This is a genomic window from Sphingomonas lacusdianchii (assembly GCF_022664395.1).
Lineage (GTDB): Bacteria > Pseudomonadota > Alphaproteobacteria > Sphingomonadales > Sphingomonadaceae > Sphingomonas > Sphingomonas lacusdianchii.
The window spans coordinates 188,931-213,641 of the sequence record NZ_JAKRET010000003.1 but is presented as its reverse complement, the minus strand read 5'-3'; the positions used below and the strand labels follow the sequence as shown (position 1 = coordinate 213,641).

Here is a 24,711-nt window from a genome sequence, read left to right as displayed (position 1 = left end):
TCGAACCGAACTGGGGGAGAAATATACCGGTGGCAACAGAATGCCCGCATCGCTTCCGTTCGTCCTGAGTAGCCGCTGAGCTTGTCGAAGCGGCGTATCGAAGGACCGGTTACCAAGTGCTTCGATACGGGTCTTCGACAAGCTCAGCACGAACGAAGGGCCTTAGTTCATAGTAGTTTACCGCTCGCTGAGATAATAGCGATCGGTCGGCGTCAGGTCGTCGGCCAGTTCGTACACGATCGGCTGGCCGGTCGGGATTTCGAGGCCGGTGATTTCGTCATCGGGAATGCCCGAGAGATGCTTGACCAAAGCGCGCAGCGAGTTGCCATGGGCAGAGATCAGGACGCGCTTGCCGGCCTTCAGTTCGGGCGCGATGCGGCTTTCCCAATAGGGGAGGACGCGGTCGATCGTATCCTTCAGGCTTTCGGTCTGGGGAATGGCGATCCCGGCATAGCGGCGGTCGGCCGACAGGTCCCACGGGCTGTCGGCTTCGGGCAGGGGCGGCGGCACGTCGAAGCTGCGGCGCCAGATCTTGACCTGTTCGTCGCCATGCTTGGCCGCCGTCTCCGCCTTGTCGAGGCCGGTCAGGCCGCCATAATGCCGCTCGTTCAGGCGCCAGTCCTTTTCGACCGGCAACCACAGCCGGCCCATCGCCTCCAGCGCGAGGTTCAGCGTCTTGATCGCGCGCGTCTGATAGCTGGTGAAGCAGAGGTCGAAATCATGCCCCTTTTCGGCGAGCAGCTCGCCCGCCGCCTTGGCCTCGCCCTCGCCCTTTTCGGTCAGGTTGACGTCCCACCAGCCGGTGAAGCGGTTTTCGAGGTTCCAGGCCGACTGGCCGTGGCGGATCAGGACGAGCGTGGGCATGAAACCTCCGTTGCTTTGGTTGTGCGTGCGCCTAGCTCAAAGCGGGCGGGAGAGGAACCGGTTGAAGTCGGTCGCGACATAGTCGCCGAACGGCGGGCAGGGAACGAAGCCGTTGCGGGCATATAGACGGTGCGCGGCGTCGAACATCGGACCGGTTCCGGTTTCGAGCAGGAGCCGGGTGATGCCGGCGGCGCGGGCGAAAGCAATGATGTGGTCAAGGATCGCCTGTGCCACGCCGCGCCCCCGTGCGGCCGGATCGGTCCGCATCGATTTGATCTCCCCATCGCCTGTTCCCAGCGTGCGTAACGCTCCGCAGCCGAGCAGCGTGTCGCTATCCCATGCGGTGAAGAAAGCGATGTCGGGCGTCGCAAGACCGGAAAGGTCGAGCGCATAGACGCTGTCCGGCGGCGACGATGCGTGCATGTCGGCAAGATGCGCCGTCAGCAGTGCCGCCGTCGCCGGATGGTCGAGCCCGCCGTTGCGAACGATCACCGGCTAAAATCCGCCAGTACCTCCAGCCAGCTATGCGCCAGCCGCTTCGACCGTTCGGGCGACCAGCCATATTCGGGATCGGGATTGGGGTCGTGATCCTTGAACGGCATTTCCAGCGTCATGCAGAGCGCGCCGAACCGGTTGGCAAGCTGGTTGGTCGACATCGAGAGGTTAGCCTGACCCGCCGCCGAAATGGGATAGCCGAGCTTCGTCTGGAATTCGGGCGTTGCCGCCGCCCATGCCGCGCCGAAGCTGGTGAAGCGGGCGCCGTGTTCGTCGGTCCAGTTGGGGATGCCTTCGTACCCGGCGATGAAATTGGCGGGGATCGCTTCGTCGCCATGGACGTCGATGGCGATGTCGACGCCGGTTTCGTCCATGCGGTCGCGTACGCACAGCACTTCGGGGCTGCGTTCCAGCGTCGGGGCATGCCATTCGCGGTTGAGGTTCACGCCGGCAGCATTGGTGCGCAGATGGCCGCGATAGGACCCGTCGGGGTTCATGTTCGGGACGCAGTGGAAGGTCATGCGCTCCCGCAAATCGGCGGCGACCATATCGGACGGGTCGGTCAGCCGTTCGAGCAGCCCCTCCATGAACCATTCGCACATCGATTCGCCGGGATGCTGCCGGGCATAGGCCCAGACTTGAAGCGGGCCATTGCCCAGCGTCAGATAGTCGATGGCGCGACCGTCGAGGCTCTGGCCGAGTTCGCGGTGCGTGACGCCGGGCTGCGCGGCGATGCGAGCGATCAGATCGTCATGCCGTTCAAGCGTGTAAGGCGCAAAATAGGCGAACCACGCCAACTCGCTGTCGATCGTCGCGGTGAAGGTCAGAACGCCATCGGCATAGTCGGTATCGACCTGTCGCCATGCCGTGCGGTCGGTGCTCATCCGGGTGCGATAGCCCGGCCAGCCGAAAGCATAGGCCGATCCGGCGGCATTGACGATGCGGAAGGTCAGCGTGCGGCCACGCGCGCCGGCGACGCGGAAGTGGAACCATTGGTAGAAGTCGGACAGGTGGTCGGCGACGATCTCGAGGTCGATCACGTCGCCCTGAATGGCGACCACACGGATATTGCCGCTGTCGAACGCGGCGTTGACGATGATGCTCATTTCACCGTCGTAGTGATTCCCGACTCGCCTGGGAAGTTGCGGAACATGGCGTTGGCCAGACGATCCGCCTGAAATACCGGTTGCGCGCCTGGAGTGTTTTCGAGCGAGTCGGTAATCGCGCGCGCTTCCCAGATGGTGGTGCCGTCGCTGCGGCGCCGAATCTGGACCATCATCTCGGTTCCGATCACTTCGCGCTGGCCACCGCCGATGCCGAAGCCGACCCCGCCGCCGAGACCCACGCCGCCACCGCGCCAACCACCGCCGCCGCCGCCAGCGCCGAGGCCGATCGAGACCGGCGGGCGCTTCTCGACGAAACCACGGGTGGCGCGGGTGAAGCCGACCGCGACGATCAGATCGGAAGGAGCGGTGCCGGCGCGGACGAAGCCGAGCTTTTCCATCTCGCGCCCTACGGCATTGGCGTAATTCTGGAATTCGGGACTGATCGACCCGTTGGTCGACAGCGGTTCGAGCGAGAAGCTGCCACGGGCGACCGGCTGGTTGAGGTGGAAGCGGGTGACATCGACCGGGCGGACGCGCGATCTGGTGGTGGTACAGCCCGACGCCAGTACCGCGGCCACGGCCATCAACCCGAATCCGAACGCCTTGTTCATGCGACTCACCTTGTCTACGAAACGCCTGATTGTTGCATAGGGCAACGCGCATCGACGGTGTTCGGGTTCATTGCGCTGGTGTTTCGATCGCGAACGCCGTTCCGCTCTTGACGAAAGGCGCGGTCGGCGATAGCTGGACGCCTCTTTTCCGGCCGTGCGAGCGGCCCTTTTGCCGTTTGAGAGCCGTGACATGAAGATCGTCAATTCGCTGAAGTCGCTCAAGGATCGTCACCGGGACAACCGCGTGATCCGCCGTCGCGGCCGTATCTACGTCATCAACAAGACCAACCGCCGCTTCAAGGCCCGCCAGGGCTGATTCGCGGTCGGTGCGGCCCGATCGGGCCGTGCTGGTCTGTGATTTGGAAGGGCATCCGATCCGATAGTGGATCGGGTGCCTTTTCGCGTTGGGGGTTTGATCGTCGCGTCATTCCCGCGCAGGCGGGAATCGATGAACGCTGACGATTGTGCAGGCGGCGCGACGTTTGCGTGTATGGGCCCGTTGCGCTGGAGCGAACGGACGTCAGATCATCCCTTGTGACGCGGGGCGGCGCGGCAGTTTGAGCGCTGAACAGGCGATCAGTACGCGCAATTCCCTGCCCGATCCGAACGGACGGGTCGCGTGGCCGGTCGGCACCTTCGTCAGCTCGGCGCGGAGCGGTGCGGGAAGGGCGGCATAAGCAACGTTGGGGCGCGAGGTGAGGGTGCCGGAGAAAATTCGGTCCTGCTTGTAGCGCGCGGCGATCCGCGCGGCGTCGGGGCAGGCGCGGATCGTGCGGGTGTCGGCGGTGAAGATCGCTACGGCGCGGGTCCGCTCGGCCGGGGTCAGCGTTTGGGGGAGGCGGACTTCGAATTGCAGCAGGTCGACGCGGCGTTGGTCGAGCATTAGTCTCCCCGCCTGAGTAGCGAAGGCCAGCGCGACCAGCGTCGCGATCATGCCGGGACCGCCGTACCGGCCGTTCCGACCGCCGCCGCTGCGGCCGCCGTCGCGTCGTCGAGCAGCGTCCAGCCGGCCGGCCCGAGGATCTCCAGCGGGCGGAACTTGGTCTTGTAGGTCATGCGCGGCGATCCCTGTACCCAATAGCCGAGATAGACATAGGGCAGGCCGGTCGCGCGCGCACGGCGGATATGGTCGAGGATGATGAAGGTGCCGAGCCCCGCGCGCGCCTCCGGATCGGTTTCGAAGAAGCTGTAGACCATCGACAGCCCGTCGGCCTGTTCGTCGGTGATGCACGCGCCGACCAGCCGGCCGGGAACGCCGTCGACCGCAGGCTCGCGATATTCGATGACCCACGACGTGACCGGCGAATGTTCGACCATGTCGGCAAAGTCGGTTTCGTCCATCGCGGTCATGCCGCCGCCGGGATGGCGCGCGTTCAGATAGCGGCGGAGCAGGCGGAATTGTTCGTCGGTCGCCCATGGCTTGCACGCGCGAATGTCGAGATCGGCATGCCGGCGCATCAGCTTGCGCTGGGTCGCGTTCATCGTGAAGTCGCTGGCGACGACCCGGACCGAGACGCACGCGTTGCACCCGACGCAACTGGGGCGATACGCGACCGACTGGCTGCGACGAAACCCGATTCGCCCGAGCGCATCGTTCAGTTCGTCGGCATGCGGGCCGTTGAGCTCCGTAAAGACCTTCCGCTCCTGCCGCCCGGGCAGATAGGGGCAGGGCGCGGGCGAGGTTACGAAGAAGCGGGGGAAACGAAACGGCGCGGTCACCCAGGGTTCCTTCGATCGGTCATGCCGGTTGGCATAGCGCCGAAAATATGGCGATTATCCTAACCGACGAAAAGTCGCTTCGCGAGGATTTCGTCGGCGCTCAGAAGGCGGGCGGCCCCTGCCGATGCCGGGGCAGGTCGTCGCCGAGGACCAGCCAGCGTTGCTGCGCCTCGGTCCAGATATGATCGGTCGGCTGGAAGCGGTCGGGGTCGTCGACGCTGCCAAGGGTCAGCCCGATCGTCCCCGCCGAGTCGCGGCGCGAGAACAGCGTCGCGCCGCAATTCGGACAGAAGCCGCGCAGCACGCCGGTGTCGCCATCATACCAGCCGACCGGCCCCTCGATCGCGGTCGCGGCCAGCGGCACCATCACCCGCGCGTAGAAGGGCGAGCCGGTCGCGCGCTGACACCGGCGGCAATGGCAGGCGCGGACGTTGATCACCGGCCCGTCGCTGACATAGCGACACGCACCGCACAGGCATTGGCCGGTGATCGCGTCCGTCATGCGAGTTCGACCGTGCTCACTTCATAGCCGCCCGCGCGCAGCCCTTCGATCAGACGGTCGAGATGGTCGCGGTCGCGCGTCTCGCATTCGATGTCGGTGATGAGGCCTTTCGCCGGGAGCGTCGTGAAGACGCGCTGGTGATAGACCTCGATGATGTTGACGGTGTGTTCGTGGAAGATCTTGGCGACGTGGAACAGTGCGCCGGGGCGGTCCTGCAGCCGGATGCGCAACCGGGCGAGGCGTCCCGACCGCGCAAGGTCGCGCAGCAGCACGTTGGCGAGCAGGCGGGTGTCGATATTGCCGCCGCACAGCACGATGCCGACGGTCTTGCCCTTGAACCGCTGCCCATGGCCGAGCAGCGCGGCGAGGCCGGCGGCGCCGGCACCCTCTACCACGGTCTTTTCGATCTGGACCAGCAGGCTGACCGCCTCTTCGAGTTGCCGTTCGCTGACCAGCACGATGTCGTCGACCAGTGCCGCCACGACCTGCGCGGTCAGGCCGCCGGGCTGCTTGACCGCGATCCCCTCGGCCAGCGTGTCGCCGGCGCAGTCCATCGCGGTGCCGTGCAGGCGGTTGTACATCGACGGGAAGAGTTCGGCCTGCACGCCGACCACCTCGATATCGCGTTCGGCGGCGCGGGCGACGGTCGCCATGCCGCTGATGAGGCCGCCGCCGCCGATCGGCACGACCAGCGTGTCGATCTCGGGCACGTCCTCCAGCATTTCGAGCGCGACGGTGCCCTGACCCGCCATGATGCGGGCGTCATCGAACGGGTGGACGAAGGTCAGGCCCTGTTCGGCCTCCAGCTTCAGGGCATGGGCATAGGCGGCGTCGAACGTCTCCCCCTCCAGCACCACGGTCGCGCCGTGGCTCTGCGTCTGCATCACCTTCACGGTCGGAGTCGGGCGGGGCATGACGATCGTCACCGGTACGCCGAGTCGGTTGCCATGATAGGCAAGGCCCTGCGCATGATTGCCGGCCGAGGCGGCGATCACGCCCTTGGCACGGGTGGCTTCGTCGAGTTGCAGCAGGGTGTTGAGCGCGCCGCGTTCCTTGTAAGCGGCGGTGAACTGAAGGTTTTCGAATTTGAGATAGACGGTCGCGCCGGTCAGGTCGGACAGCGTCCGGCTGATGAGCGTCGGCGTGCGCACGATCGAGCCGCCAATACGCATCGCCGCCTGACGCACATCGTCGACGGTGAGGGGCAGGGCGGGCGGAGCGATCGGGTTGGTAGCCATCGCGGGCGCGTAGCCCATCTGGTACCAAAGGGGAACCCGTCGACCCGGCGCGCGTCTGCTCGATAGCCCTGTTTCATCCAGAAAGCTGAACCATGACCGAGACCGATCGCCGCACCTTCGTGGCGGGTGCCGCCCTTGCCGGGGTTGCCGCCAGCGCTGCGCCTGCCGTTGCGCAGGGGACGAAACCGACCACCGCCGCTGCCGCCGCTTATCCCAAGCCGCCCTTTCCGGTGCAGCGCCAGCCCTGGCCGGGCTTGGCATCGAAAATGAATCCGCGTCCCGACCATGGCGAGCAAAGCTACAAGGGATCGGGGCGGCTGGCCGGCAAGAAGGCGCTGATTACCGGCGGCGACAGCGGCATCGGCCGCGCCGCCGCCATCGCCTATGCCCGCGAAGGCGCCGATGTCGCGATCAATTACCTGCCGGCCGAGGAACCCGATGCGCGCGAGGTCGTCGAACTGATCCGCGCGGCCGGGCGCAAGGCGGTGGCGATCCCCGGCGACCTGCGCAACGAAGGGTTCTGCCGGCAGCTGGTCCAGCAGGCGGCGGCGCAGCTGGGCGGGCTGGACATCCTCGTCAACAACGCTGCGCGGCAGCAGACCCGGCCCGATATCGCGTCGATCTCTTCGCAGGATTTCGACGATACGATGAAGACCAACGTCTATGCGCCGTTCTGGTTGACCAAGGCGGCGGTCGAGCGGATGGGGGCGGGCGGCGTCATCATCAACACCTCGTCCGAACAGGCGAGCGATCCTTCGCCGGATATCGTCGATTACGCGCTGACGCGGGCGGCGGTGCTGAACTTCACCAAGGCGATGGCCAAGCAGCTGGCGGCCAAGGGCATTCGCGTGAACGCGGTCGCGCCGGGGCCGTTCTGGACGCCGTTGCAGGTCAGCGGCGGTGCGACGCCCGAGAAGCAGCAGAGCTTCGGCAAGAGCAGCCCGCTGGGCCGGCCGGGGCAGCCGGCGGAGATCGCCGGGCTGTATGTTTCGGCCGCCGATCCGTCGAACAGCTTTTCGACGGGGCAGATTTTCGGCGCGACCGGAGGGGGCGGGCAGCCGGGGTAATCTGAGCTGCTCATCACGGCCGTGCAGGCGAGCCCGCTACGATAGCCCGGCCTTCAATCCCAACTCTGCCGTACCCCGGCGAAGGCCGGGGTCCAGTTGGCGAGGTCGTTGACGAACTACCAGACGTCCCCCAACTGGGCCCCGGCCTTCGCCGGGGCACGAGCAAATTGGTTTTGCAAGTATCTCGCGGAGCGGGGGACGACGGCGGTAGGGCCAAGCGCACGCTTTGCCATATCGCCCCTTTCGCATGGCCCGCTTAGGTCATAGACCGCCGCCCATGGCAAAACTCGCATTCATCGGCACCGGGGTCATGGGCGCGCCCATGGCCGGGCACCTCGTTTCCGCCGGCCATCAGGTCACCGTCTATAATCGCACCCGCGCCAAGGCGGAGGCATGGGCCACGCAGCATGGCGGCGATGTTGCCGAAACGCCGGCTGCGGCGGCCGATGGGGCGGAGGCGGTATTTGCCTGTGTCGGCAATGACGACGATCTGCGGCAGGTGACGCTGGGCGAGGACGGCGCGTTCGGTGCGATGCAGGCGGGCGCGCTGTTCGCCGATCATACCACCGTGTCGGCGGCGATCGCGCGCGAACTGGCCGAGGCCGGGGCCGCGAACGGGCTGCTGGTGCTCGACGCGCCGGTATCGGGCGGGCAGGCCGGGGCCGAGAATGGCAAGCTGTCGATCATGTGCGGCGGCCCTGCGGAAGCCTTTGCGGCGGCTGAGCCGTTGATGCAGGCTTATGCCGCGCGGATCGTCCATGTCGGCGATGCCGGTGCGGGGCAGACGACCAAGATGGTCAACCAGATCTGCATCGCGGGCGTGCTGGGTGGACTTTCCGAAGCGCTGCGCTTCGCACAGGCGTCCGACCTCGACCTCGACAAGGTGCTGGAAGCGGTGTCGGGCGGCGCGGCGCAAAGCTGGCAGATGGTCAATCGCTGGCCGACCATGGCGCAGGACCAATTCGATTTCGGCTTCGCGATTGACTGGATGCGCAAGGATCTCGGCCTCGCGCTCGACGAATCGCGGCGCAACGGCGCGACGCTGCCGCTGACGGCGCTGGTCGATCAATTCTATGCCGAGGTGCAGGCCATGGGCGGCGGGCGGCAGGATACCAGCGCGCTGGTGCGGAGGATCGCGAAATGATCCGTCATGCCCTGACCGTCGCGGCGCTGCTGCTCGCCGGCACCGCACAGGCCGACGGGCTGGTCGACAATATCAACGGCGTCGCGCTGGATTCGCAGGGGAAGGTGGTGCGGTTCGGCGGCATCCTGATCGACCGCGAGGGCAAGGTCGTGCGGTTGGTGCCCAAGGGCGAGAAGGCGCCGAAGAAGCTCGACTGGCGCAGCGACATGGGCGGGAAGACCGTGATGCCGGGCATGATCGACGCGCACGGCCATGTGATGTCGCTGGGCTATCGCGCGCTCGAACTCGACCTGTCGAACACGAAGTCGCTGGCTGACGCGCAGGCGGCGGTTCAGTCCTATGCGCGCAGCAACGGCAACCGGCAGTGGATATTGGGCGGCGGCTGGAACCAGGAGGCGTGGGGGCTGGGCCGTTTCCCGACCGCTGCCGAACTGGACACGGCGGCAGGCGACAAGCCGGTGCTGCTGGAACGTGCCGATGGCCATGCGGTATGGGCGAACAGCGCGGCGATGAAGGCGGCGGGGATCACCGCGAAAACCGCTGCCCCGGCGGGCGGACGCATCGAATTGCTGCCGAACGGGCAGCCATCGGGCGTGTTCGTCGACAATGCCGCCAGCCTGTTCGACGCCGCCAAGCCTAGGCCCAGCCCACGCGAACGCAATGCCGCGTTCCTGAAGGCGCAGGACATGCTGTTGTCGAACGGCATCACCGCGACGGCGGACATGGGTACCTCGGTCGACGACTGGCTGGTGTTCCGGCGGATGGGCGATATCGGCCAGCTGCGCGTGCGGATCATGAGCTATGGCGCGGGCCTCGAAACGGCGCTGACGGTCGCCGGGGCGGGGCCGACGCCGTGGCTTTATGGCGACCGGCTGCGCATGGGCGGGATCAAGCTGTACGCCGATGGCGCGCTGGGGTCGCGCGGCGCGTGGCTGAAAGCGCCCTATGCCGATGCGCCCAAGCAGAGCGGGCTGTCGTTCATCAACGATACGACGCTGCTCAACCTGCTGAGTCGGGGCACGATGGACGGGTTCCAGTTCGCGATCCATGCGATCGGCGACCGGGCGAACCGGCAGGTACTGGACGCGATCGACGAACTGGCGGCGTCGTACAAGGACGATCGCCGCTGGCGGATCGAACATGCGCAGGTGCTCGATCCGGCCGATCTGCCGCGGCTGGGCAGGAACGGGATCATCGCGTCGATGCAGCCGGTCCATGCGACCGGCGACCGGACGATGGCCGAGGCGCGGCTGGGGCCGGCGCGGCTGACCGGGGCCTATGCATGGGCGACGGTGTTGCGGGATGGCGGTCGGCTGGCGTTCGGATCGGACTATCCGGTCGAGCATCCCAACCCGTTCATCGGCTGGGCGGCAGCGTTCACGCGCGAGGATGCGAACGGCCAGCCCCCGGGCGGGTGGCGGCCCGAGGAGAAGGTGACGCGGGAACAGGCATGGAAGGCGTTCACGCAGGATGCGGCGTTCGCCGGGTTCGCCGAGCAGCGCTTCGGGTCGCTGCTGCCGGGGCAGAAGGCGGATTTCCTGGTGGTCGATCGCGATCCGGTCGCGGCGAGCGCGGCGGATTTGCGCGCGACGAAGGTGATCGAGACATGGGTCGGCGGGTATAAGGCGTGGCCGCTCGACGAGAAGGCGAAGGCGGCGGCGGGGCGGTAAATCCTCCCCGGCACGGGGAGGGGGACCGCCGCGAAGCGGTGGTGGAGGGGGCGTGCCCCGCAACGCGACGGTATCGTCTGCCGACACCCCCCTTCACCAGCTTCGCTGGTCCCCCTCCCCGTGCCGGGGAGGATTTGGTAAGCGTAATGCTATAGGTCGGTCGTCGGATCGGAGGATCGATGCAGGTTGGTTGGCGGACCGGTTTAGGGATTGCGTTGCTGGTCGGGGTCGCGGGGGCGACCGCCGGCGGGGCGGCGTTGCTGCTTCGCGCCGAGCCGGCGGCGCCGCCGGTGCCGATCCGCGCCGATCCGGTGGCGCATGCGTCGGTCGTGCAGGCGAGGCCGATGCCTGCACCCGCAGCCTCGCCTTCACCGATTGCCCGGCCCGAGGCGATGGTCGTCCGCCGGGTGCTGCCGATCGACGGGCCGTTCACCCATGGCCGCTGGGTATGGGACGAGGACGGCGCGCCTCCTGCGGGACCGCTGGTCGTCACCATCGACCTTGATGCGCAGGTGCTGTCGGTGTTCCGCGACGGCTATGAGATCGGCGCGGCGGTGGTGCTGTACGGGGCCGATTGGAAACCCACGCCGCTCGGTGCGCTGAAGATCACCGAGAAGGACGCCGACCATGTCAGCAACCTCTACGGCGCGCCGATGCCGTACATGTTGCGGCTGACCAATGACGGCATCTCGATCCATGGCAGCGACGTGCAGGAAGGCGCGGCGACGCATGGCTGTATCGGCGTGCCGACCGCGTTCGCGAAGAAGCTGTTCGCGGTGGCGCGGCTGGGCGACCGCGTCATCATCACCAACGGCAAGCGGTTGGCGATGGGCGGGGCGATCACCTAACGTCGGCGTAATTCCGTCCGGCCCCCAAACGAACATGCCCCGGCATTTGCCAGGGCATGTCGGAAATCGGGGTTGGTACGCGATCGTCAGGCGACGGCGGCTTCGCCCATTTCGTCGGGTTCGCGCAGCACATAGCCACGGCCCCAGACGGTCTCGATGTAATTCTCGCCTTCGCAAGCCATGCTGAGCTTCTTGCGCAGCTTGCAGATGAAGACGTCGATGATCTTGAGTTCCGGTTCGTCCATCCCGCCATAGAGATGGTTGAGGAACATTTCCTTGGTCAGCGTCGTGCCCTTGCGCAGCGAGAGCAGCTCGAGCATCGCATATTCCTTGCCGGTCAGATGGACGCGCGCGCCGTCGACGTCGACCGTCTTGGCATCGAGGTTCACCGACAGCTTGCCGGTGCGGATAACCGACTGCGAATGCCCCTTCGACCGGCGGACCACGGCGTGGATGCGGGCGATCAGTTCCTCGCGGTGGAACGGCTTGGTAACATAATCGTCCGCGCCGAAACCGAACGAGCGGACCTTCGAATCCATTTCGTCGATGCCCGACAGGATCAGGACCGGCGTCTGTACCCGCGCGACCCGCAGCTTCTTCAGCACGTCATAGCCGTGCATGTCGGGCAGGTTCAGGTCGAGCAGAATGATGTCGTAATCATACAGCTTGCCCAGATCGAGGCCTTCTTCGCCAAGATCGGTCGTGTAGATATTGAAACCCTCGGTCGTCAGCATGAGCTCGATCGCCTTGGCGGTCGTCGGCTCGTCTTCGATCAACAGCACGCGCATCGGCAGTCCCCCGTTTCGCGGCGCACATTTCACCCAGCGCGCGACAAAAACATTAACGTAAACACCTCTGAACGCAAAAGGTTAATTTCTAACTAATGGAAAACGCTTCGTGAAATCCGTTGGTTAAGCGAAACGGACTGAGTTCGTTGGCTAATCGCGCGGACAGGTGTTGCGAAACCGGGCGGAAAGAAACTCGATCAGCACCGCGACGCGCGCCGGTCGCAGCGTGCCGGGCGGGGTCAGCAGGTGGAGCGCGACCGCACCGCTCGACCAGTCGGGCAGGATCGCTTCGAGCCGGCCGGCGGCGATATCGGCATCGACCAGAAAGTCCGGCAGGCGCGCGACCCCCAGCCCCAGGCGCAGCGCGGGCAGCATCGCTTCGCCGTTGTTCACCGCCAGCGGACCGCCGGGGCGGATGGTGACCTCCTCTTCGCCGCGGCGGAAATGCCATAGTGGATTGGGCAGGTTGGTGTAGCGGAAACAGGCATGGCGACCGAGATCGGCGGGGTGGGTCGGGCGGCCATGGTCCCGCCAATAGTCGGGTGCGGCGACGATACGCACCGCGACCGGCCCCAGCCGGCGGGCGCGCAGCGAACTGTCGGGCAACTCGGCGATGCGCAGCGCGATATCGATGCCGTCGGCGACGATGTCGACCTTCGCATCGGACAGGGTCAGGTCGATCTCGACGCCGGGATGCGCCTTCAGGAACTCGGCGATGGCCGGGGCGACATGCGTCTGGCCGAACGACATGGGTGCGGCAACGCGGACCAGCCCGGTCGGTGCGGCGGCGGCATCGCGCGCCTGTTCCTCCGCCGCCTGCGCCTCGGCAAGGATGCGGCCGGCACGTTCGGCGAGCGATTGTCCGGCATCGCTGAGCGTCAGCCGGCGCGAGGTGCGATGGAACAACGTGGTGCCGAGCGACGCCTCCAGCCGGGCGACGGCCTTGGACACCGTCGCCTTCGATACGCCGATCGACTGCGCGGCGGCGCTGAACGAGCGGTGCTCGACGACGCAGGCGAACATCGCCCAGGCTTCGAAATCGGGGAGTCGCATATATCCTCCGCTGCGAAACGATAGGTTTCCGACGTTTCCATTTACGCCATGATCGCGGTGCTTATCTTGGGGGTCAAGCAAGGAGATCGACGATGATCGACAAACGTGACTTCAACAGCCTCGGCCATGCCGATCACGGATGGCTGAACGCGCGGCATCATTTCAGCTTCGCCAATTATTACGACCCCAAGCGGATGGGCTGGGGCGCGATCCGGGTATGGAATGACGACGAGATCGCCGCGAACAGCGGTTTCCCGCCGCATCCGCACAAGGACATGGAGATCATCACCTATGTCCGTTCGGGTGCGATCACGCACCAGGATTCGCTGGGCAACAAGGGGCGCACCGCAGCCGGCGACGTGCAGGTGATGAGCGCCGGTACCGGGGTGCGCCACGCCGAATATAATCTGGAGGGCGAGACGACCCGCATCTTCCAGATCTGGATCGAGCCCCGGCAAAAGGGCGGTGCGCCGGCATGGGGTGCCAAGCCGTTCCCCAAGGGCGAGCGGTCGGGCAAGTTCGTGACGCTGGCGAGCGGTTTCGACGAGGACGACGACGCGCTGCGCATCCGCGCCGATGCCCGGGTGCTGGGCGCGACGCTGAAGGCCGGGGAAAGCGTGGAACATAGCGTAGGTGCAGGGCGTCACGCCTATCTGGTCGCGGCAACCGGCGCGATCACCATCGACGGGGTCGCCTTCAAGGCGCGCGACGGTGCCGCGCTTTCGGGCGGGCAGACCGTCACCATCACAGCGACGCAGGACGCCGAAATCGTCCTGGTCGACAGCGAATAACCAACGGGAGTATCGCCGCATGGCCAAGGTATTGGTGCTTTATTATTCGTCCTACGGGCATATCGCGAAGATGGCGGACGCCGTCGCCGAGGGTGCCCGGTCGGGCGGCGCCGAGGTCGATGTCCGCCGGGTGCGCGAAACCGCCCCGGACGAGGTCGCCAAGTCGGCGGGCTTCGTCGTCGCCGATCATCACGCATTGCTGACCGACCCCAATGAACTGACCAACTATGATGCGATCATCGTCGGCACCGGCACCCGCTATGGCCGGATGTCGAGCCAGATGGCCGCGTTCTGGGACACGACCGGTGGCGTCTGGGCCAAGGGCGGACTCGTCGGCAAGATCGGCGGCGCCTTCACCTCGACCGCGACCCAGCATGGCGGGCAGGAAACCACGCTGTTCTCGATCATCACCAACCTGATGCATCATGGACTGACCATCGTCGGGCTCGACTATGGCTATGAAGGCCATACCGGGCTGGACGAGGTGAATGGCAGCACGCCGTACGGCGCGTCGACCATCGCCGGTGGCGACGGCAGCCGCCAGCCGACCGAGATCGAACTGGGCGGCGCCCGGCATCAGGGCAAGCGGATCGCCGAACTCGCGGCCAAGGTGTTCGGATAAATCGGATGGGGCGGCCTGCGGGTCGCCCCGTCACGCTTCCACCCGCGCGTCGAGGTGCAGGTAGCGCGGGTCGAATTCGGCTGCGTCCTGCAGCGCATCGATATCGTGGATCGTCATCTTGCGGCGGCAGAGCGATACCAGTCCCTCCGCCCGCATCCGCTGCAACACGCGATTGACGTGGATCGGGGTGATGCCGAGCGTGTCGCCAAGCTGTTCCTGCGTCAGCGGCAGGTCGAACGTGCCGTTCGTGGCGAGGCCGACCTGGCACATGCGCAGCCACATCTCGCAGAACAGATGGGCCATGCGGGTGTAGGAATCGCGCTTTGCGACGTTGACCAGCCATTCGCGCGAAATCGCTTCGTCGACCAGCGCCGACCACCAGAACCCGCGCGCCAAGGCTGGATAGCGATCGGTGAGGTCGAGGATCACCTGTTTCGGAATCGCCGCGACCCGCGCATCACCGAGCGCGCGGATCGAATGGTCCATTTCCTCGAAGATGAAAATGTGCGGGTCGCACAGGTCGCCCGGGATCAGATAGGCGAGGATCTGCCGCCGCCCGTCGGGCAGATCCTTGTAGCGGCAGGCCCAGCCGTCGAGCAGCAGAAACACTTGTTCTGGACGGTCGCCGATGCGGATCAGGTCTCTTCCGCCCCGGACGGTGAAGGCGTTGCGGCACAGTCGGTCGAGGGCTTCGGCATCGTCGGGCGTGAAGTTCGCGAAGCCGGCCAGTTTGATCGTGAGTGGGTTGGCCATCGCGTCCTCCTGGGTACCACGAAGGACTATTTGGTCCGTGGCGTACCAAATGATCCAAAGCAGGCGCGGAGGCTTCGTTCCGCCGAGGGATCGGGACGTGGCATGGATGCGACGAACCGATTGATCCCGAAACGAAATGTCGCGGTCCCGATCGAGACTGTTGGAATGATAGCGCTATCGGTTATCATCCCTCGCAAAGAACGATGGGAGAGGCATGTGCGCGTATTCGGATGGATGGCAGTGGCGTTGGCGGCAATGGCGGGGGGCGCCGTGGCGCAGGAGCGGGCAGCGCCGGTGGCGGGCAGCAACCCGATCATCCGCGACAAGTTCACGGCCGACCCCGCGCCGCTGGTGGTCGGCGATCGCCTGTATCTGTATGTCGGGCATGACCAGGCCGAACGCGACCAGATGTTCAACATGCGCGAATGGCTGGTCTATTCGACCACCGATATGCGCCACTGGACCGACCATGGTCCGATCATGAAGGTCGCCGATTTCAAATGGGCGAAGGCCGATGCCTGGGCCAGCCAGACGATCTTCAAGAACGGCAAATACTGGTTTTATGCCGCGGTCGAGCACGACAATAGCCATCCGGGCAAGGCGATCGCGGTCGCGGTGTCGGACAAGCCGACCGGGCCGTTCGTCGATGCCAAGGGATCGGCGCTGATCACCAACCAGATGACGCCGAAGGGCACGCATAGCTGGGAAGATATCGACCCGACCGTCTTCACCGACAAGGACGGGACGACCTGGATCGCATGGGGCAACCGGCAATGTTACATCGCGAAGCTGAAGCCCAACATGATCGAGATCGACGGGCCGATCACCGAGATCACCCCGCCGCATTTCGAGGAGGGGCCGTGGCTGCATGAGCGGAACGGCACCTATTACCTGACCTATGCCTCGCTCGACCGGTCGAAGCATCGCGACGAGCGCGTGTCCTATTCAACCGCGCCGTCGATCAGGGGGCCGTGGACCTATCGCGGCGAGCTGACGGGGTCGGGGAAATACAGCTTCACCATCCATCCGGGCATCGCCCAGTTCAAGGGCGACTGGTATCTGTTCCTGCATAATGCGACGCTGGCGATCGGCGACATGAACGGCGCGATCGGGCGGCGGGCGGTTACCGTCGAGCGGCTCTATTACAACCCCGATGGGACGATGAAGCCGGTGGTGCAGACCGAGGCGGGGGTTACGGCGGCGAAGTAGGAAGAATGGGTTCGCGCGGAGGCGCGGAGGCGCGGAGAGGCTCGATCGTGGCGACCGGCTTGCGAACGGTAGACCGCGTCTGCGGCTGCTACGAAGATTAGGCCCGCCGGCGCGGGTGGGATCGCCGCGCAAGGAACTCCTCCGCGTCTCCGCGCCTTCGCGTGAACCCATTTCTTCTTTTCGTCGCCGATCATTCGACCTTCGGCTCGGCCGGAAACCGTGTGCGAGCCGTCGCGAACATCGTTCGTGCCGGTGCAGCACCGGCCTCGCTCGCCGCCGTGCCGACCCAGCGCCAGTGCCAGGGTTCCCATTTCACCTGTTGCTTGTTGCCTGCCGGGAACGACATTTCGAAGCCGAAGCGGGCGGCGTTGGCGCGCAGCCAGCGGCCGGCGGGGGTGGCGCCGAAACACCCTTCCGCATTGCAGGCGGGCGCAGTCGCGCTGCCGAAGTCGACGACATAGCCGGTCGAATGCTCGCTGAAGCCCGGCGGGGCGGAGGCCCAGGCGCGTTCGGCGAAGCTGCCCGATCCGTCGGGACCGATCCCGCCGCAGAAGGTCAGTTGCTGGAGCGCGACCGAGCGGTGACACGATACCGCGCGCAGCGTGCCGGCGATCGCCGGATCGGCATCGGCCGCGGCGAGCAGGCGGGTGAGGTCGGGCAGCATCGCCGGGTGGATCCTGCACGATCCGCCGAGCGCGGGCGGGGCATCGACCAGCGCGGTTGCCGGCATGTCGGGATAGGGGAAGTGATTGAACAGGCGGCCATCGGCGGTGCGCTGCACGATGCCGCGCCCGCACAGCGCGACCGGGCCGGTGACCGGTGCGGGCGGTGCTGGTGCCGCGACCGGTGGCGGGGCGACCGGGGTCGGTGTCGCCACCTGGGTCGGCGCGGCGACGGGCGCGGGGGCTTGCTGGGCCGCCGGTGCGCAGGCGGCGAGCGGGGGCAGGGCACAGGCAAGGACGAAGGATCGACGCACGATGGTCTCCGGCTGGGGCGGTTGACCGCGCGAGCGCACTGGCACGGCGTCGCCAACGATGGCAAGGGAGGCAAATGCTCGACGACCTAGTCCTGTTCATCGACGGCGAAGCGATCGTCCTCGACAAGCCCGCCGGCCTGCCGGTCGATCCGCCGCGCGACGGATCGCCCAGCATCGTCGCGCGTGCCGACGAACTGCGCTTCACCTTTCAACGCGAACCGACCCCGGTCCACCGGCTCGACCGCGATACCAGCGGCTGCCTGTTGCTGGCGCGCAATCCCAAGGCGCATGCCCGGTTCCAGCAGGCCTTCGAACAGGGCCGGGTGACCAAACGCTATCTGGCGATCCTCGACGGCATTCCGAAGGGGGAGTCGGGCGAGATCGACCTGGCGCTGGCGAAGGTCAGCAGCGTCGAGGAAGGCTGGCGGATGGTCGGCGATGCGAAGGGCAAGCCGGCGCGGACCAACTGGCGCGTGGTGCGGACGATCGGCGACCGGGCGCTGGTCGCGCTGTTTCCGGAAACGGGGCGCACCCACCAGATCCGCGTGCATATGGCCGAGGGGCTGGGCTGCCCGGTGGCGGGCGATCCGGTCTATGGCCGGGGCGGACGCAATGGCATGTTGCTGCATGCGGCCGGGCTGATGGTGCCGCGCGACAACAAGCCCGCGATCGATGTGACCGCGCCATGGCCGCGCAGCTTCGTCGCGGCGGGGTTCGACGAAATCTAAGGTGCCGCGGATACCGATCACCCGGTCGATTTCGATCGATAGCGGCGAACTGGTCGAAAGCTTTACCCGGGCGTCGGGACCGGGCGGGCAGCATGTCAACACGACCGACAGCGCGGTGCTGTTGCGCTTCGACGTGGTGGCGTCGCCGGGGTTGCCGGAGGCGGTCAAGCACCGGCTGGCGGTGCTGGCCGGATCACGGCTGACCAAGGACGGCGTGCTGACGCTGCGCGCCGATGCGTCGCGATCGCAGGAGATGAACCGGCGCGAGGTGCGCGAGCGGCTGTTCGAACTGATCCGCGAGGCGACGATCGTGCCCAAGAAACGCCGCGCGACCAAGCCGACCAAGGCGTCGCAGGTGCGGCGGGTCGATGCCAAGAAGGGCCGGTCGCAGGTCAAGGCGGGGCGGGGAAAGGTGCGGTTCGACTGAATCCTTCCCGCGAGCGGGGAGGATTGGCGTGGCGCTCCGCTCCGCCTACATCGCGTCCCATGTACCAGTTCGATATTGCCACCGGCGCCAAGGGCGACCTGTACCGTGACCTACTCGGCGCGCTCGATGCGCTGACCGGCGATGAGAGCGACGCGATCGCCAATATGGCCAATGCATCGGCGCTGCTGATGCAATATCTGCCCGATCTGAACTGGGCGGGTTTCTATCGGCTGGTCGGCGACGAACTGGTACTCGGGCCGTTTCAGGGCAAGGCGGCGTGCATTCGCATCGCGATGGGGCGCGGCGTGTGCGGCACCGCCGCGGCGTCGCGCGAAAGCCAGCTGGTGGCCGACGTCCATGCCTTTCCCGGCCATATCGCCTGCGACGCCGACAGCCGCAGCGAACTGGTGGTGCCGATCGTCGTCGGGGATCGGTTGATCGGCGTGCTCGACCTCGACAGCCCGCTGCCCGGACGGTTCGACGAAGCCGATCAGGCGGGGTGTGAAGCGCTGGTCGCCCTGCTGGCACTGCGCATCGGCTGACCCGGCGCGGGACGGGGCGCGCACGGGCGGCGGATTGGCCGGGAACCGGGCGGCGTGATAGGGTTTCGACCTTCTGTCCTGCCATTCAGGGAGTTTGTCGGCCGATGCGAACCCCATCCTATGCCGCCGCCGTCGCGCTGCTCGCTGCGTCCGGCCTGACCATCGGCGTTGGCCAGGCGCAGCCTGTCGGCCAGGCGCCCGAGGCACTGCCGCGCGGGCCGGCGGTGCAGGCTGGCGCGCCGCGCGTGAACCTGCCCGGACCGCGCTGGGGCGGGAAGGTGCGCGGGCGCTGGGTCGGCGGCCAATATGCGCCGGGCGGCTGGGCGGCGTATCGCCCTCCGGTGCGCGGCTGGGTGCTGCCGCGCTACTGGGTTGCGCCGAGCTTCTTCATTCAGGACTGGCCGGTCTTTGGTCTGGCCCGCCCGCAGCCGGGCTATGGCTGGTATCGCTATTATGACGATGCGGTGCTCGCCGATCGCGATGGACGGGTCGTCGACGTGCGCAGCGGGCTCGACTGGGATGCGCGCGACGACGGGCGCTATGTCCGCGACGATCGCGCCTATGAACGCTATGCCGCCGAGCGTCGTGACGACGGTGTCGGCGGGGCGGTGATCGGCGGCGTCGCAGGGGCGGTTGCCGGTAACGTCATCGCGGGACGCGGCAACCGGCTGGGCGGTACGGTGCTGGGGGCGGGGGTCGGTGCATTGGCCGGTACCGCGATCGATCGCGCCGAAGATCGCCGCGCCCCGCCGCCGCCGCAGCAGCAGCCGGGTTATGGTGCGGATTATCCGATGCCGTACGACGATGTGCCGATCGCGCCCGACGACGGTTATTATGACGGCTATGACGACGCGCCGGTCGCGCCCGACGTGGTGTTCGGGCCGATGCGCGAACAGGTCCAGCCGATCGGGCCGCCACCGCCGCCACGCACCCGCTATGTGGAGCGGCATGTCGGCGCGCGGCCGGTCGCGCGCAGCTATACGACGACAACGACGACCACCGAGGGGCCGGAAGCGGGCTATATCGCCAATGGCTATTACTACCCGCCGCGCACGGTGACGACGGTGACGGTCGAGCATCCGTCGCTGGTCACGACGACTACCGAGGAGGTCGTGACCTATGCGCCGCGGCGTGCGGTGCCGCGGCGGGTGGTTCGGTCGAAGACGCTGCGGCGATAGAGTTCTCGACGGGCGCTTCTCGACCGGCTCGAAGCTGCTCGAACCGAACGCAACGGCTTAGCGCGGCGGGCGCCCGGCGAAGGTCGGCACGCTTTCCGCACCACTGGCCGATAGCGACGATACCGCGACGAAGTGATCGTCGACGATGACGCCCTTCAGCACCGCTTCCGCGCCGGTCACGTCGCGCTGGTCGGTCCAGTCCTGCGCATCGTTGCGCCGCCAGCGGATGCGATAGCCGGCAGCGCCCGCGACCGGCGACCAACGCACCGTCGTATCGGTCGACAGCGCGCCGTCGATCGATACCGTCGCCGGGGCAGCGGGCGCGGCGGCGAGACGGGCGATCGTCGCGACGTTCAGTGCGGTGACCTTCGCCAGATACGGGAAATCCATCCGGTCGATCGTGTCGCCATAGATTCGCGTGCCGTCGCGGCGCAGGTCCTGATGCTGCGCATCGTAATTCTCGACCCCGACCGAAAAGCGGATCGCGGGATAGCCGAGCTTCAGAAAGGGTTCGTGATCGCCGCCGCGGCCGAACCGGTCGGGACGGCGGTCGAGAAAGGCATCGACGCCGCCGGGCAGGGTCTTCGCCACGGCGTCGACCGTCTTGGCGAGTGCGCGCGACGGGCCGTCATCCTCGCCACCCGCAGCGCGGCGGGCGATCTGCTGTTCGATCGATTCGGAGGCGCGAATGCCTTCCGAAAACACCCGCACCCGGTCGGCGACGCGGCGGCCGTCCTGTCCGATCGTGTTGCCGACGATATCGTTGTTGAGGACGGCGGTGACGGTCCAGCCCTTTTCCTTCGCGGTGTCGGCGAGCAGTTGCGCGCCCCACAGCCCCTGTTCCTCGCCCGACAGCGCGGCATAGATAATGGTCGCGTCGAACTTTTCCTTCGACAGGATGCGTGCCGCTTCCAGCACCAGCGCAACACCTGAGGCGTCGTCATTGGCGCCGGGCGCATCGCTGGTCGCGTCCATGACGTCGCTGACCCGGCTGTCGATATGGCCCATGACGATCACGACTCGACGCGGGTCGCGACCCTGCTGGAAGCCGAGCACGTCGACGACATTCACCCCCTGCGGCGCGCGCGGGCCGGTGAAACCACGCGCGATGTTGGCGACGGTGATGCAATCGCCACAATCGCGTCCGATTCGGGTCATTTGATCGGCAAACCAGCGACGGGCGGCACCGATGCCGCGCGTCGGATGGTCGGGGTCGGAAGCGGTATGCCGCGTGCCGAAACCGACAAGCGTGGCGACGTCGGCGCGCAGCCGTTCGGGCTTCGGCGCATCCCGGGCGGGAGCTGGGGTGGCGAGCAACAGGGCGGGGAGCAGGAGAATCTTACGCATTTGCGGGAAGATGCCGCCTTAACGTCGGCGGCTCAACCGGTTTCGGTTGATACCCATCGCTTGCGAAAACCCATCATCCGAATGGGTGAAATTGCTTAAAATGAATGTTTGGTTTCGTTTTTTGCAATTGCTAACAATCCGGTTGCGATGCACAACGACTGTGCCTTTCAGGCATCCTCTCCTAAAACTTTTACAGGGTCGGTTCGCCGGCCCTTTTTTTTGTGCCGCTTCCGCGCTAACGCGATCTCACCAGTGCTGCGCTGAAATATAAGAGAGGACGCTGCCGGACATCCGGCGAACAGCAGCAGCCCGCGGGGGATCGAGCGCGAACCATGCGCGGCTCTCCCCCGCCCGGTACTTTCCCACGATAGCACTGGCGGATCGCAGATGAACGCCGCCTGTCCGGCGGTTCAGCTGAGGCGGTCGATTCCCTCGCGATCGAGGCTGCCGGGGATGATCATCAGCGGCACGGGCAGGGCACCGGCATCGGTACCGGCGAAGTGGGTAACCATCGGTCCGGGCGATCCGGTGGCGGCGGCCCCCAGCACCAGCGCGGCGATATCGGGATTGGCGGCGATCATCTCGCGCACGATTCGCGGGCCATCGCCGGTGCGGACGGTCAGATGCGGTTGCAGCCCCGATTCGGCGATCAGCGTGCCCGCCGCCGCCTGTACCAGTGCCTCGGCGCGTTCGGTCGCTTCCTCCTCGATCGTCGCCTGCACACCACCCCATGGTGCGAATTCCTGCGGTTCGACGAGCGCCAGCACCTCGACTCCGCCATTGGTCTTGACCGCGCGGCGCGCGGCGAAGCGGAGCGCGACCGCGCTTTCGGGGCTTTCGTCGACGACGACCAGATATGTGCGCATGATGACCTCGGCTTGGGCGACCGTTCATGCGCCGGTTCGGCGGCGTCGTGCAAGCTGTACCGGGGCTTGACCCGGACGCGCCCGACAGCGAAGAGGCGCGACGAGCCTGAGAGGACCAATCTGCCCCATGCCGATCGAGATCAAGATGCCCGCCCTGTCCCCCACCATGGAAGAGGGGACGCTGGCCAAATGGCTGGTGAAGGAAGGTGATACCGTCAAGTCCGGCGACATCATGGCGGAAATCGAAACCGACAAGGCGACGATGGAATTCGAAGCCGTCGACGAAGGCACGATCGGCAAGGTGCTGGTCGCCGAGGGTACCGACAATGTGAAGGTCGGCGCGGTGATCGCCATCCTGCTCGAAGAGGGCGAGGACGCTTCGGCCGTCGACGCCGCGCCGAAGAAGGCGGAGACGCCGGAACCGGCCGACGACCAGTTCAAGGGCAAGCCCGACGCGACCGATCCGAACAAGACCGGCAGCGAAGCCGCGCCGGCTCCGGCCGGAACGTCGGACCATGGCCGCCCGGCGGGCGCCGGCGCGGCGCAAGGCGATGGCGGGCGCGTGAAGGCAAGCCCGCTCGCGCGTCGCATCGCCGCCGACAAGGGCCTCGAACTGTCGGGCATCGCCGGCAGCGGGCCGAACGGCCGTATCGTCAAGGCGGACGTCGAGAATGCCAAGCCGGGCGCCGCGAGCGCGCCCAAGGCCGAGGCCGCTGCGCCTGCTCCGGCCGCCGTTGCCGCGCCGGCAGCCGAAGCGCCGAAGCCTGCCGCCGTGTGGTTCGACGATTCGATCCCGCACACGGTCGAGAAGCTGTCGAACATCCGCAAGACGATCGCGCGTCGCCTGACCGAATCGAAGCAGCAGGTGCCGCACATCTATCTGACGGTTGATATCCGTCTGGATGCGCTGCTGAAGCTGCGCGGCGACCTCAACAAGTCGCTCGACGCGCGTGGCGTGAAGCTGTCGGTCAACGACCTGCTGATCAAGGCGCTGGGCGTCGCGCTGGAAAACAGCCCGAAATGCAACGTCACCTTCCTCGGCAGCGAAATGGTGCAGTATTCGCGCGCCGACGTGTCGGTCGCGGTGTCGACGCCGACCGGCCTCATCACCCCGATCATCCGCGACGCCGCCAACAAGGGCGTGGCGAAGATCAGCACCGAGATGAAGGACCTAGCCGGCCGCGCCAAGGAGAACAAGCTGAAGCCCGAGGAATATCAGGGCGGTACGGCGTCGCTGTCGAACATGGGCATGTTCGGCATCAAGCAGTTCGAGGCGGTCATCAACCCGCCGCAGGGCATGATCCTGGCGGTCGGTGCCGGCGAGAAGCGTCCGTACATTGTCGATGATGCGCTGGGCGTGGCCACGGTGATGACGGCGACCGGCAGCTTCGACCACCGCGCGATCGATGGCGCGGACGGTGCCGAAATGCTCAAGCTGTTCAAGGCGCTGGTGGAGTCGCCCCTCGGCCTGATCGCGTAAATGCGTAGCCGGCTGCTGACCGAGATCGTGCATGTCGTCGCCGGGGTGGCGGCGGCATGGGCGGTCGGGTCGTTGTCGGCATGGTCGTATCCGCCGGGGCGGCGCGACATCTGGACCGTGACATGGGTGGCGATGGCGATCGTCGTCGTGCTGGGTATCCGGCAGGTGCAGCGCGCCATGGCCGAGGAACGCGCCAAGGAGGTGCCGCATGATCGTTGAGAACTCGCCCGTTCCGCCGGCCGACCAGCCCGCGCTGCGCGTCACCGCGATGCCCGCCGACACCAATCCCTATGGCGACATCTTCGGCGGATGGATCATGTCGCAAATGGACATGGCGGCCGGCCTCGTCGCCGCGCGCCATGCCAAGGGGCGGGCGGTGACGATCGCCGTCGATGCGATGCAATTCCATGCCCCCGTCGCGGTCGGTGACGAATTGTCGGTCTATGCCGACCTGATCAAGGTCGGGCGGACGTCGATGACGATCAAGGTCGAGACGTGGCGCCGCGACCGCTTCGGCGAGGCGACATGCCGGGTGACCGAGGCGCGCTTCGTGTTCGTGGCGATCGACGAGAACCGCAAGCCGCGGGTGATCGAGGGGTGATTGATCCCGGACCTTTTCCCTCCCCCCTGGCGGGGGAGGGAGGGGCCCGCCGCGAAGCGGTGGGAGGGAGAGGGGGCGTCGCCCTC

29 protein-coding genes are annotated in these 24,711 nt (G+C 66.7%); 15 read left to right on the top strand and 14 right to left on the bottom strand.

Annotation, left to right across the window (positions count from 1 at the left end):
- Positions 1-177 precede the first annotated feature (177 nt).
- The 4 genes from gpmA to MF607_RS05960 are packed head-to-tail and all read right to left on the bottom strand — an operon-like array spanning position 178 to position 3,076.
- Positions 178-864, bottom strand: coding sequence for a 2,3-diphosphoglycerate-dependent phosphoglycerate mutase (gpmA, locus tag MF607_RS05975; protein WP_242116654.1), 687 nt, complete (start codon positions 862-864; stop codon positions 178-180).
- Positions 865-900: 36 nt separating this feature from the next.
- Positions 901-1,356, bottom strand: coding sequence for a GNAT family N-acetyltransferase (locus tag MF607_RS05970; RefSeq protein WP_242116653.1), 456 nt, complete (start codon positions 1,354-1,356; stop codon positions 901-903).
- The gene (locus MF607_RS05965; RefSeq protein WP_242116652.1) at positions 1,353-2,465 is read right to left on the bottom strand and encodes a M14 family metallopeptidase; all 1,113 of its coding nucleotides are present in this window, start codon (positions 2,463-2,465) and stop codon (positions 1,353-1,355) included. The genes MF607_RS05970 and MF607_RS05965 overlap by 4 nt, the downstream gene beginning before the upstream one ends.
- Positions 2,462-3,076 (bottom strand): DUF4136 domain-containing protein, encoded by a 615-nt coding sequence (locus tag MF607_RS05960; RefSeq protein ID WP_242116651.1) that lies wholly within the window; start codon positions 3,074-3,076, stop codon positions 2,462-2,464. Before MF607_RS05960 ends, MF607_RS05965 begins: the two co-directional genes overlap by 4 nt.
- A 190-nt stretch (positions 3,077-3,266) precedes the next feature.
- On the opposite strand from MF607_RS05960, the gene ykgO reads away from it, so the two are divergent.
- On the top strand, positions 3,267-3,392 hold the full coding sequence (gene ykgO / locus MF607_RS05955; protein WP_055755695.1) for a type B 50S ribosomal protein L36: 126 nt from the start codon (positions 3,267-3,269) through the stop codon (positions 3,390-3,392).
- 204 nt (positions 3,393-3,596) lie between these two features.
- Here the strand turns inward: ykgO and MF607_RS05950 are convergent, their stop codons facing one another.
- From MF607_RS05950 to MF607_RS05935, 4 genes are all read right to left on the bottom strand, one after another.
- Positions 3,597-4,010, bottom strand: coding sequence for a hypothetical protein (locus MF607_RS05950; protein ID WP_242116650.1), 414 nt, complete (start codon positions 4,008-4,010; stop codon positions 3,597-3,599).
- Positions 4,007-4,795 (bottom strand): arginyltransferase, encoded by a 789-nt coding sequence (locus tag MF607_RS05945; RefSeq protein ID WP_242116649.1) that lies wholly within the window; start codon positions 4,793-4,795, stop codon positions 4,007-4,009. The genes MF607_RS05950 and MF607_RS05945 overlap by 4 nt, the downstream gene beginning before the upstream one ends.
- 100 nt (positions 4,796-4,895) lie before the next feature.
- Positions 4,896-5,297 carry a GFA family protein gene (locus tag MF607_RS05940; RefSeq protein WP_242116648.1) on the bottom strand — a complete coding sequence of 134 codons (402 nt, stop codon included), beginning with the start codon at positions 5,295-5,297 and terminating at the stop codon, positions 4,896-4,898.
- Entirely contained in the window at positions 5,294-6,535 is a 1,242-nt protein-coding gene (locus MF607_RS05935; RefSeq protein WP_242116647.1) for a threonine ammonia-lyase, read from the bottom strand. Before MF607_RS05935 ends, MF607_RS05940 begins: the two co-directional genes overlap by 4 nt.
- A gap of 92 nt (positions 6,536-6,627) precedes the next feature.
- On the opposite strand from MF607_RS05935, the gene MF607_RS05930 reads away from it, so the two are divergent.
- From MF607_RS05930 to MF607_RS05915, 4 genes are all read left to right on the top strand, one after another.
- Complete coding sequence (locus MF607_RS05930; RefSeq protein WP_277925746.1) at positions 6,628-7,602, top strand: SDR family oxidoreductase; 975 nt, start codon at positions 6,628-6,630, stop codon at positions 7,600-7,602.
- A 277-nt stretch (positions 7,603-7,879) separates the two neighbouring features.
- Positions 7,880-8,746, top strand: coding sequence for an NAD(P)-dependent oxidoreductase (locus MF607_RS05925; RefSeq protein WP_242116646.1), 867 nt, complete (start codon positions 7,880-7,882; stop codon positions 8,744-8,746).
- Positions 8,743-10,416 (top strand): amidohydrolase, encoded by a 1,674-nt coding sequence (locus MF607_RS05920; RefSeq protein ID WP_242116645.1) that lies wholly within the window; start codon positions 8,743-8,745, stop codon positions 10,414-10,416. Before MF607_RS05925 ends, MF607_RS05920 begins: the two co-directional genes overlap by 4 nt.
- 179 nt (positions 10,417-10,595) lie before the next feature.
- The gene (locus MF607_RS05915) at positions 10,596-11,264 is read left to right on the top strand and encodes a L,D-transpeptidase family protein (protein WP_242116644.1); all 669 of its coding nucleotides are present in this window, start codon (positions 10,596-10,598) and stop codon (positions 11,262-11,264) included.
- Positions 11,265-11,350: 86 nt separating this feature from the next.
- On the opposite strand, the gene ctrA is transcribed toward MF607_RS05915, so the two are convergent.
- Positions 11,351-12,052 carry a response regulator transcription factor CtrA gene (gene ctrA, locus MF607_RS05910; protein ID WP_056450531.1) on the bottom strand — a complete coding sequence of 234 codons (702 nt, stop codon included), beginning with the start codon at positions 12,050-12,052 and terminating at the stop codon, positions 11,351-11,353.
- 150 nt (positions 12,053-12,202) lie between these two features.
- A complete protein-coding gene (locus MF607_RS05905; RefSeq protein WP_242116643.1) occupies positions 12,203-13,105 on the bottom strand; it encodes a LysR family transcriptional regulator in 903 nt (300 codons plus the stop codon).
- 92 nt (positions 13,106-13,197) lie between these two features.
- Between MF607_RS05905 and MF607_RS05900 the strand changes: the two genes are divergently transcribed.
- Together MF607_RS05900 and wrbA are read left to right on the top strand one after the other, a co-directional pair.
- Positions 13,198-13,896, top strand: coding sequence for a pirin family protein (locus tag MF607_RS05900; protein WP_242116642.1), 699 nt, complete (start codon positions 13,198-13,200; stop codon positions 13,894-13,896).
- Between the two features lie 19 nt (positions 13,897-13,915).
- Entirely contained in the window at positions 13,916-14,518 is a 603-nt protein-coding gene (wrbA, locus tag MF607_RS05895; protein WP_242116641.1) for an NAD(P)H:quinone oxidoreductase, read from the top strand.
- A 30-nt stretch (positions 14,519-14,548) separates the two neighbouring features.
- Here the strand turns inward: wrbA and MF607_RS05890 are convergent, their stop codons facing one another.
- The gene (locus tag MF607_RS05890; protein WP_242116640.1) at positions 14,549-15,271 is read right to left on the bottom strand and encodes a Crp/Fnr family transcriptional regulator; all 723 of its coding nucleotides are present in this window, start codon (positions 15,269-15,271) and stop codon (positions 14,549-14,551) included.
- A 216-nt stretch (positions 15,272-15,487) separates the two neighbouring features.
- Here MF607_RS05890 and MF607_RS05885 point away from each other — a divergent pair, with 216 nt between their 5' ends.
- Positions 15,488-16,480 carry a glycoside hydrolase family 43 protein gene (locus MF607_RS05885; RefSeq protein WP_242116639.1) on the top strand — a complete coding sequence of 331 codons (993 nt, stop codon included), beginning with the start codon at positions 15,488-15,490 and terminating at the stop codon, positions 16,478-16,480.
- 190 nt (positions 16,481-16,670) lie between these two features.
- Here the strand turns inward: MF607_RS05885 and MF607_RS05880 are convergent, their stop codons facing one another.
- On the bottom strand, positions 16,671-17,456 hold the full coding sequence (locus MF607_RS05880) for a M15 family metallopeptidase (RefSeq protein ID WP_242116638.1): 786 nt from the start codon (positions 17,454-17,456) through the stop codon (positions 16,671-16,673).
- 74 nt (positions 17,457-17,530) lie between these two features.
- Between MF607_RS05880 and MF607_RS05875 the strand changes: the two genes are divergently transcribed.
- The 4 genes from MF607_RS05875 to MF607_RS05860 all read left to right on the top strand — a co-directional run bounded on the left by MF607_RS05875 (position 17,531) and on the right by MF607_RS05860 (position 20,331).
- On the top strand, positions 17,531-18,184 hold the full coding sequence (locus MF607_RS05875; RefSeq protein ID WP_242116637.1) for an RluA family pseudouridine synthase: 654 nt from the start codon (positions 17,531-17,533) through the stop codon (positions 18,182-18,184).
- Position 18,185: 1 nt separating this feature from the next.
- A complete protein-coding gene (gene arfB / locus MF607_RS05870) occupies positions 18,186-18,611 on the top strand; it encodes an alternative ribosome rescue aminoacyl-tRNA hydrolase ArfB (protein WP_242116636.1) in 426 nt (141 codons plus the stop codon).
- Positions 18,612-18,670: 59 nt separating this feature from the next.
- On the top strand, positions 18,671-19,153 hold the full coding sequence (locus MF607_RS05865) for a GAF domain-containing protein (RefSeq protein ID WP_242116635.1): 483 nt from the start codon (positions 18,671-18,673) through the stop codon (positions 19,151-19,153).
- Positions 19,154-19,257: 104 nt separating this feature from the next.
- Positions 19,258-20,331, top strand: coding sequence for an RcnB family protein (locus MF607_RS05860; protein WP_242116634.1), 1,074 nt, complete (start codon positions 19,258-19,260; stop codon positions 20,329-20,331).
- A gap of 57 nt (positions 20,332-20,388) precedes the next feature.
- Here the strand turns inward: MF607_RS05860 and MF607_RS05855 are convergent, their stop codons facing one another.
- Positions 20,389-21,678, bottom strand: a complete 1,290-nt coding sequence (locus MF607_RS05855; protein WP_242116633.1) for a M20/M25/M40 family metallo-hydrolase — start codon at positions 21,676-21,678, stop codon at positions 20,389-20,391.
- A gap of 410 nt (positions 21,679-22,088) precedes the next feature.
- Positions 22,089-22,544: a universal stress protein gene (locus MF607_RS05850; RefSeq protein ID WP_242116632.1), complete on the bottom strand. Its 456-nt coding sequence runs from the start codon at positions 22,542-22,544 to the stop codon at positions 22,089-22,091.
- A 127-nt stretch (positions 22,545-22,671) separates the two neighbouring features.
- On the opposite strand from MF607_RS05850, the gene MF607_RS05845 reads away from it, so the two are divergent.
- Genes MF607_RS05845 through MF607_RS05835 form a run of 3 tightly spaced genes read left to right on the top strand, consistent with a single transcriptional unit; the run spans position 22,672 to position 24,625 of the window.
- Complete coding sequence (locus MF607_RS05845) at positions 22,672-24,024, top strand: pyruvate dehydrogenase complex dihydrolipoamide acetyltransferase (protein ID WP_242116631.1); 1,353 nt, start codon at positions 22,672-22,674, stop codon at positions 24,022-24,024.
- Positions 24,025-24,243 (top strand): hypothetical protein, encoded by a 219-nt coding sequence (locus MF607_RS05840; protein ID WP_242116630.1) that lies wholly within the window; start codon positions 24,025-24,027, stop codon positions 24,241-24,243.
- Positions 24,233-24,625: an acyl-CoA thioesterase gene (locus MF607_RS05835; RefSeq protein ID WP_242116629.1), complete on the top strand. Its 393-nt coding sequence runs from the start codon at positions 24,233-24,235 to the stop codon at positions 24,623-24,625. Before MF607_RS05840 ends, MF607_RS05835 begins: the two co-directional genes overlap by 11 nt.
- The last annotated feature ends 86 nt before the right edge of the window (positions 24,626-24,711 follow it).

Excerpts from the sequence above, each read along its gene's own strand:
- gpmA (WP_242116654.1), bottom strand. The coding sequence starts at position 864 with ATGCCCACGCTCGTCCTGATCCGCCACGGCCAGTCGGCCTGGAACCTC.
- MF607_RS05965 (WP_242116652.1), bottom strand. The coding sequence starts at position 2,465 with ATGAGCATCATCGTCAACGCCGCGTTCGACAGCGGCAATATCCGTGTG.
- MF607_RS05960 (WP_242116651.1), bottom strand. The coding sequence starts at position 3,076 with ATGAACAAGGCGTTCGGATTCGGGTTGATGGCCGTGGCCGCGGTACTG.
- ykgO (WP_055755695.1), top strand. The coding sequence starts at position 3,267 with ATGAAGATCGTCAATTCGCTGAAGTCGCTCAAGGATCGTCACCGGGAC.
- MF607_RS05950 (WP_242116650.1), bottom strand. The coding sequence starts at position 4,010 with ATGATCGCGACGCTGGTCGCGCTGGCCTTCGCTACTCAGGCGGGGAGA.
- MF607_RS05940 (WP_242116648.1), bottom strand. The coding sequence starts at position 5,297 with ATGACGGACGCGATCACCGGCCAATGCCTGTGCGGTGCGTGTCGCTAT.
- MF607_RS05935 (WP_242116647.1), bottom strand. The coding sequence starts at position 6,535 with ATGGCTACCAACCCGATCGCTCCGCCCGCCCTGCCCCTCACCGTCGAC.
- MF607_RS05930 (WP_277925746.1), top strand. The coding sequence starts at position 6,628 with ATGACCGAGACCGATCGCCGCACCTTCGTGGCGGGTGCCGCCCTTGCC.
- MF607_RS05925 (WP_242116646.1), top strand. The coding sequence starts at position 7,880 with ATGGCAAAACTCGCATTCATCGGCACCGGGGTCATGGGCGCGCCCATG.
- MF607_RS05920 (WP_242116645.1), top strand. The coding sequence starts at position 8,743 with ATGATCCGTCATGCCCTGACCGTCGCGGCGCTGCTGCTCGCCGGCACC.
- MF607_RS05915 (WP_242116644.1), top strand. The coding sequence starts at position 10,596 with ATGCAGGTTGGTTGGCGGACCGGTTTAGGGATTGCGTTGCTGGTCGGG.
- ctrA (WP_056450531.1), bottom strand. The coding sequence starts at position 12,052 with ATGCGCGTGCTGTTGATCGAAGACGAGCCGACGACCGCCAAGGCGATC.
- MF607_RS05905 (WP_242116643.1), bottom strand. The coding sequence starts at position 13,105 with ATGCGACTCCCCGATTTCGAAGCCTGGGCGATGTTCGCCTGCGTCGTC.
- MF607_RS05900 (WP_242116642.1), top strand. The coding sequence starts at position 13,198 with ATGATCGACAAACGTGACTTCAACAGCCTCGGCCATGCCGATCACGGA.
- wrbA (WP_242116641.1), top strand. The coding sequence starts at position 13,916 with ATGGCCAAGGTATTGGTGCTTTATTATTCGTCCTACGGGCATATCGCG.
- MF607_RS05890 (WP_242116640.1), bottom strand. The coding sequence starts at position 15,271 with ATGGCCAACCCACTCACGATCAAACTGGCCGGCTTCGCGAACTTCACG.
- MF607_RS05875 (WP_242116637.1), top strand. The coding sequence starts at position 17,531 with ATGCTCGACGACCTAGTCCTGTTCATCGACGGCGAAGCGATCGTCCTC.
- MF607_RS05865 (WP_242116635.1), top strand. The coding sequence starts at position 18,671 with ATGTACCAGTTCGATATTGCCACCGGCGCCAAGGGCGACCTGTACCGT.
- MF607_RS05860 (WP_242116634.1), top strand. The coding sequence starts at position 19,258 with ATGCGAACCCCATCCTATGCCGCCGCCGTCGCGCTGCTCGCTGCGTCC.
- MF607_RS05855 (WP_242116633.1), bottom strand. The coding sequence starts at position 21,678 with ATGCGTAAGATTCTCCTGCTCCCCGCCCTGTTGCTCGCCACCCCAGCT.
- MF607_RS05850 (WP_242116632.1), bottom strand. The coding sequence starts at position 22,544 with ATGCGCACATATCTGGTCGTCGTCGACGAAAGCCCCGAAAGCGCGGTC.
- MF607_RS05845 (WP_242116631.1), top strand. The coding sequence starts at position 22,672 with ATGCCGATCGAGATCAAGATGCCCGCCCTGTCCCCCACCATGGAAGAG.
- MF607_RS05840 (WP_242116630.1), top strand. The coding sequence starts at position 24,025 with ATGCGTAGCCGGCTGCTGACCGAGATCGTGCATGTCGTCGCCGGGGTG.
- MF607_RS05835 (WP_242116629.1), top strand. The coding sequence starts at position 24,233 with ATGATCGTTGAGAACTCGCCCGTTCCGCCGGCCGACCAGCCCGCGCTG.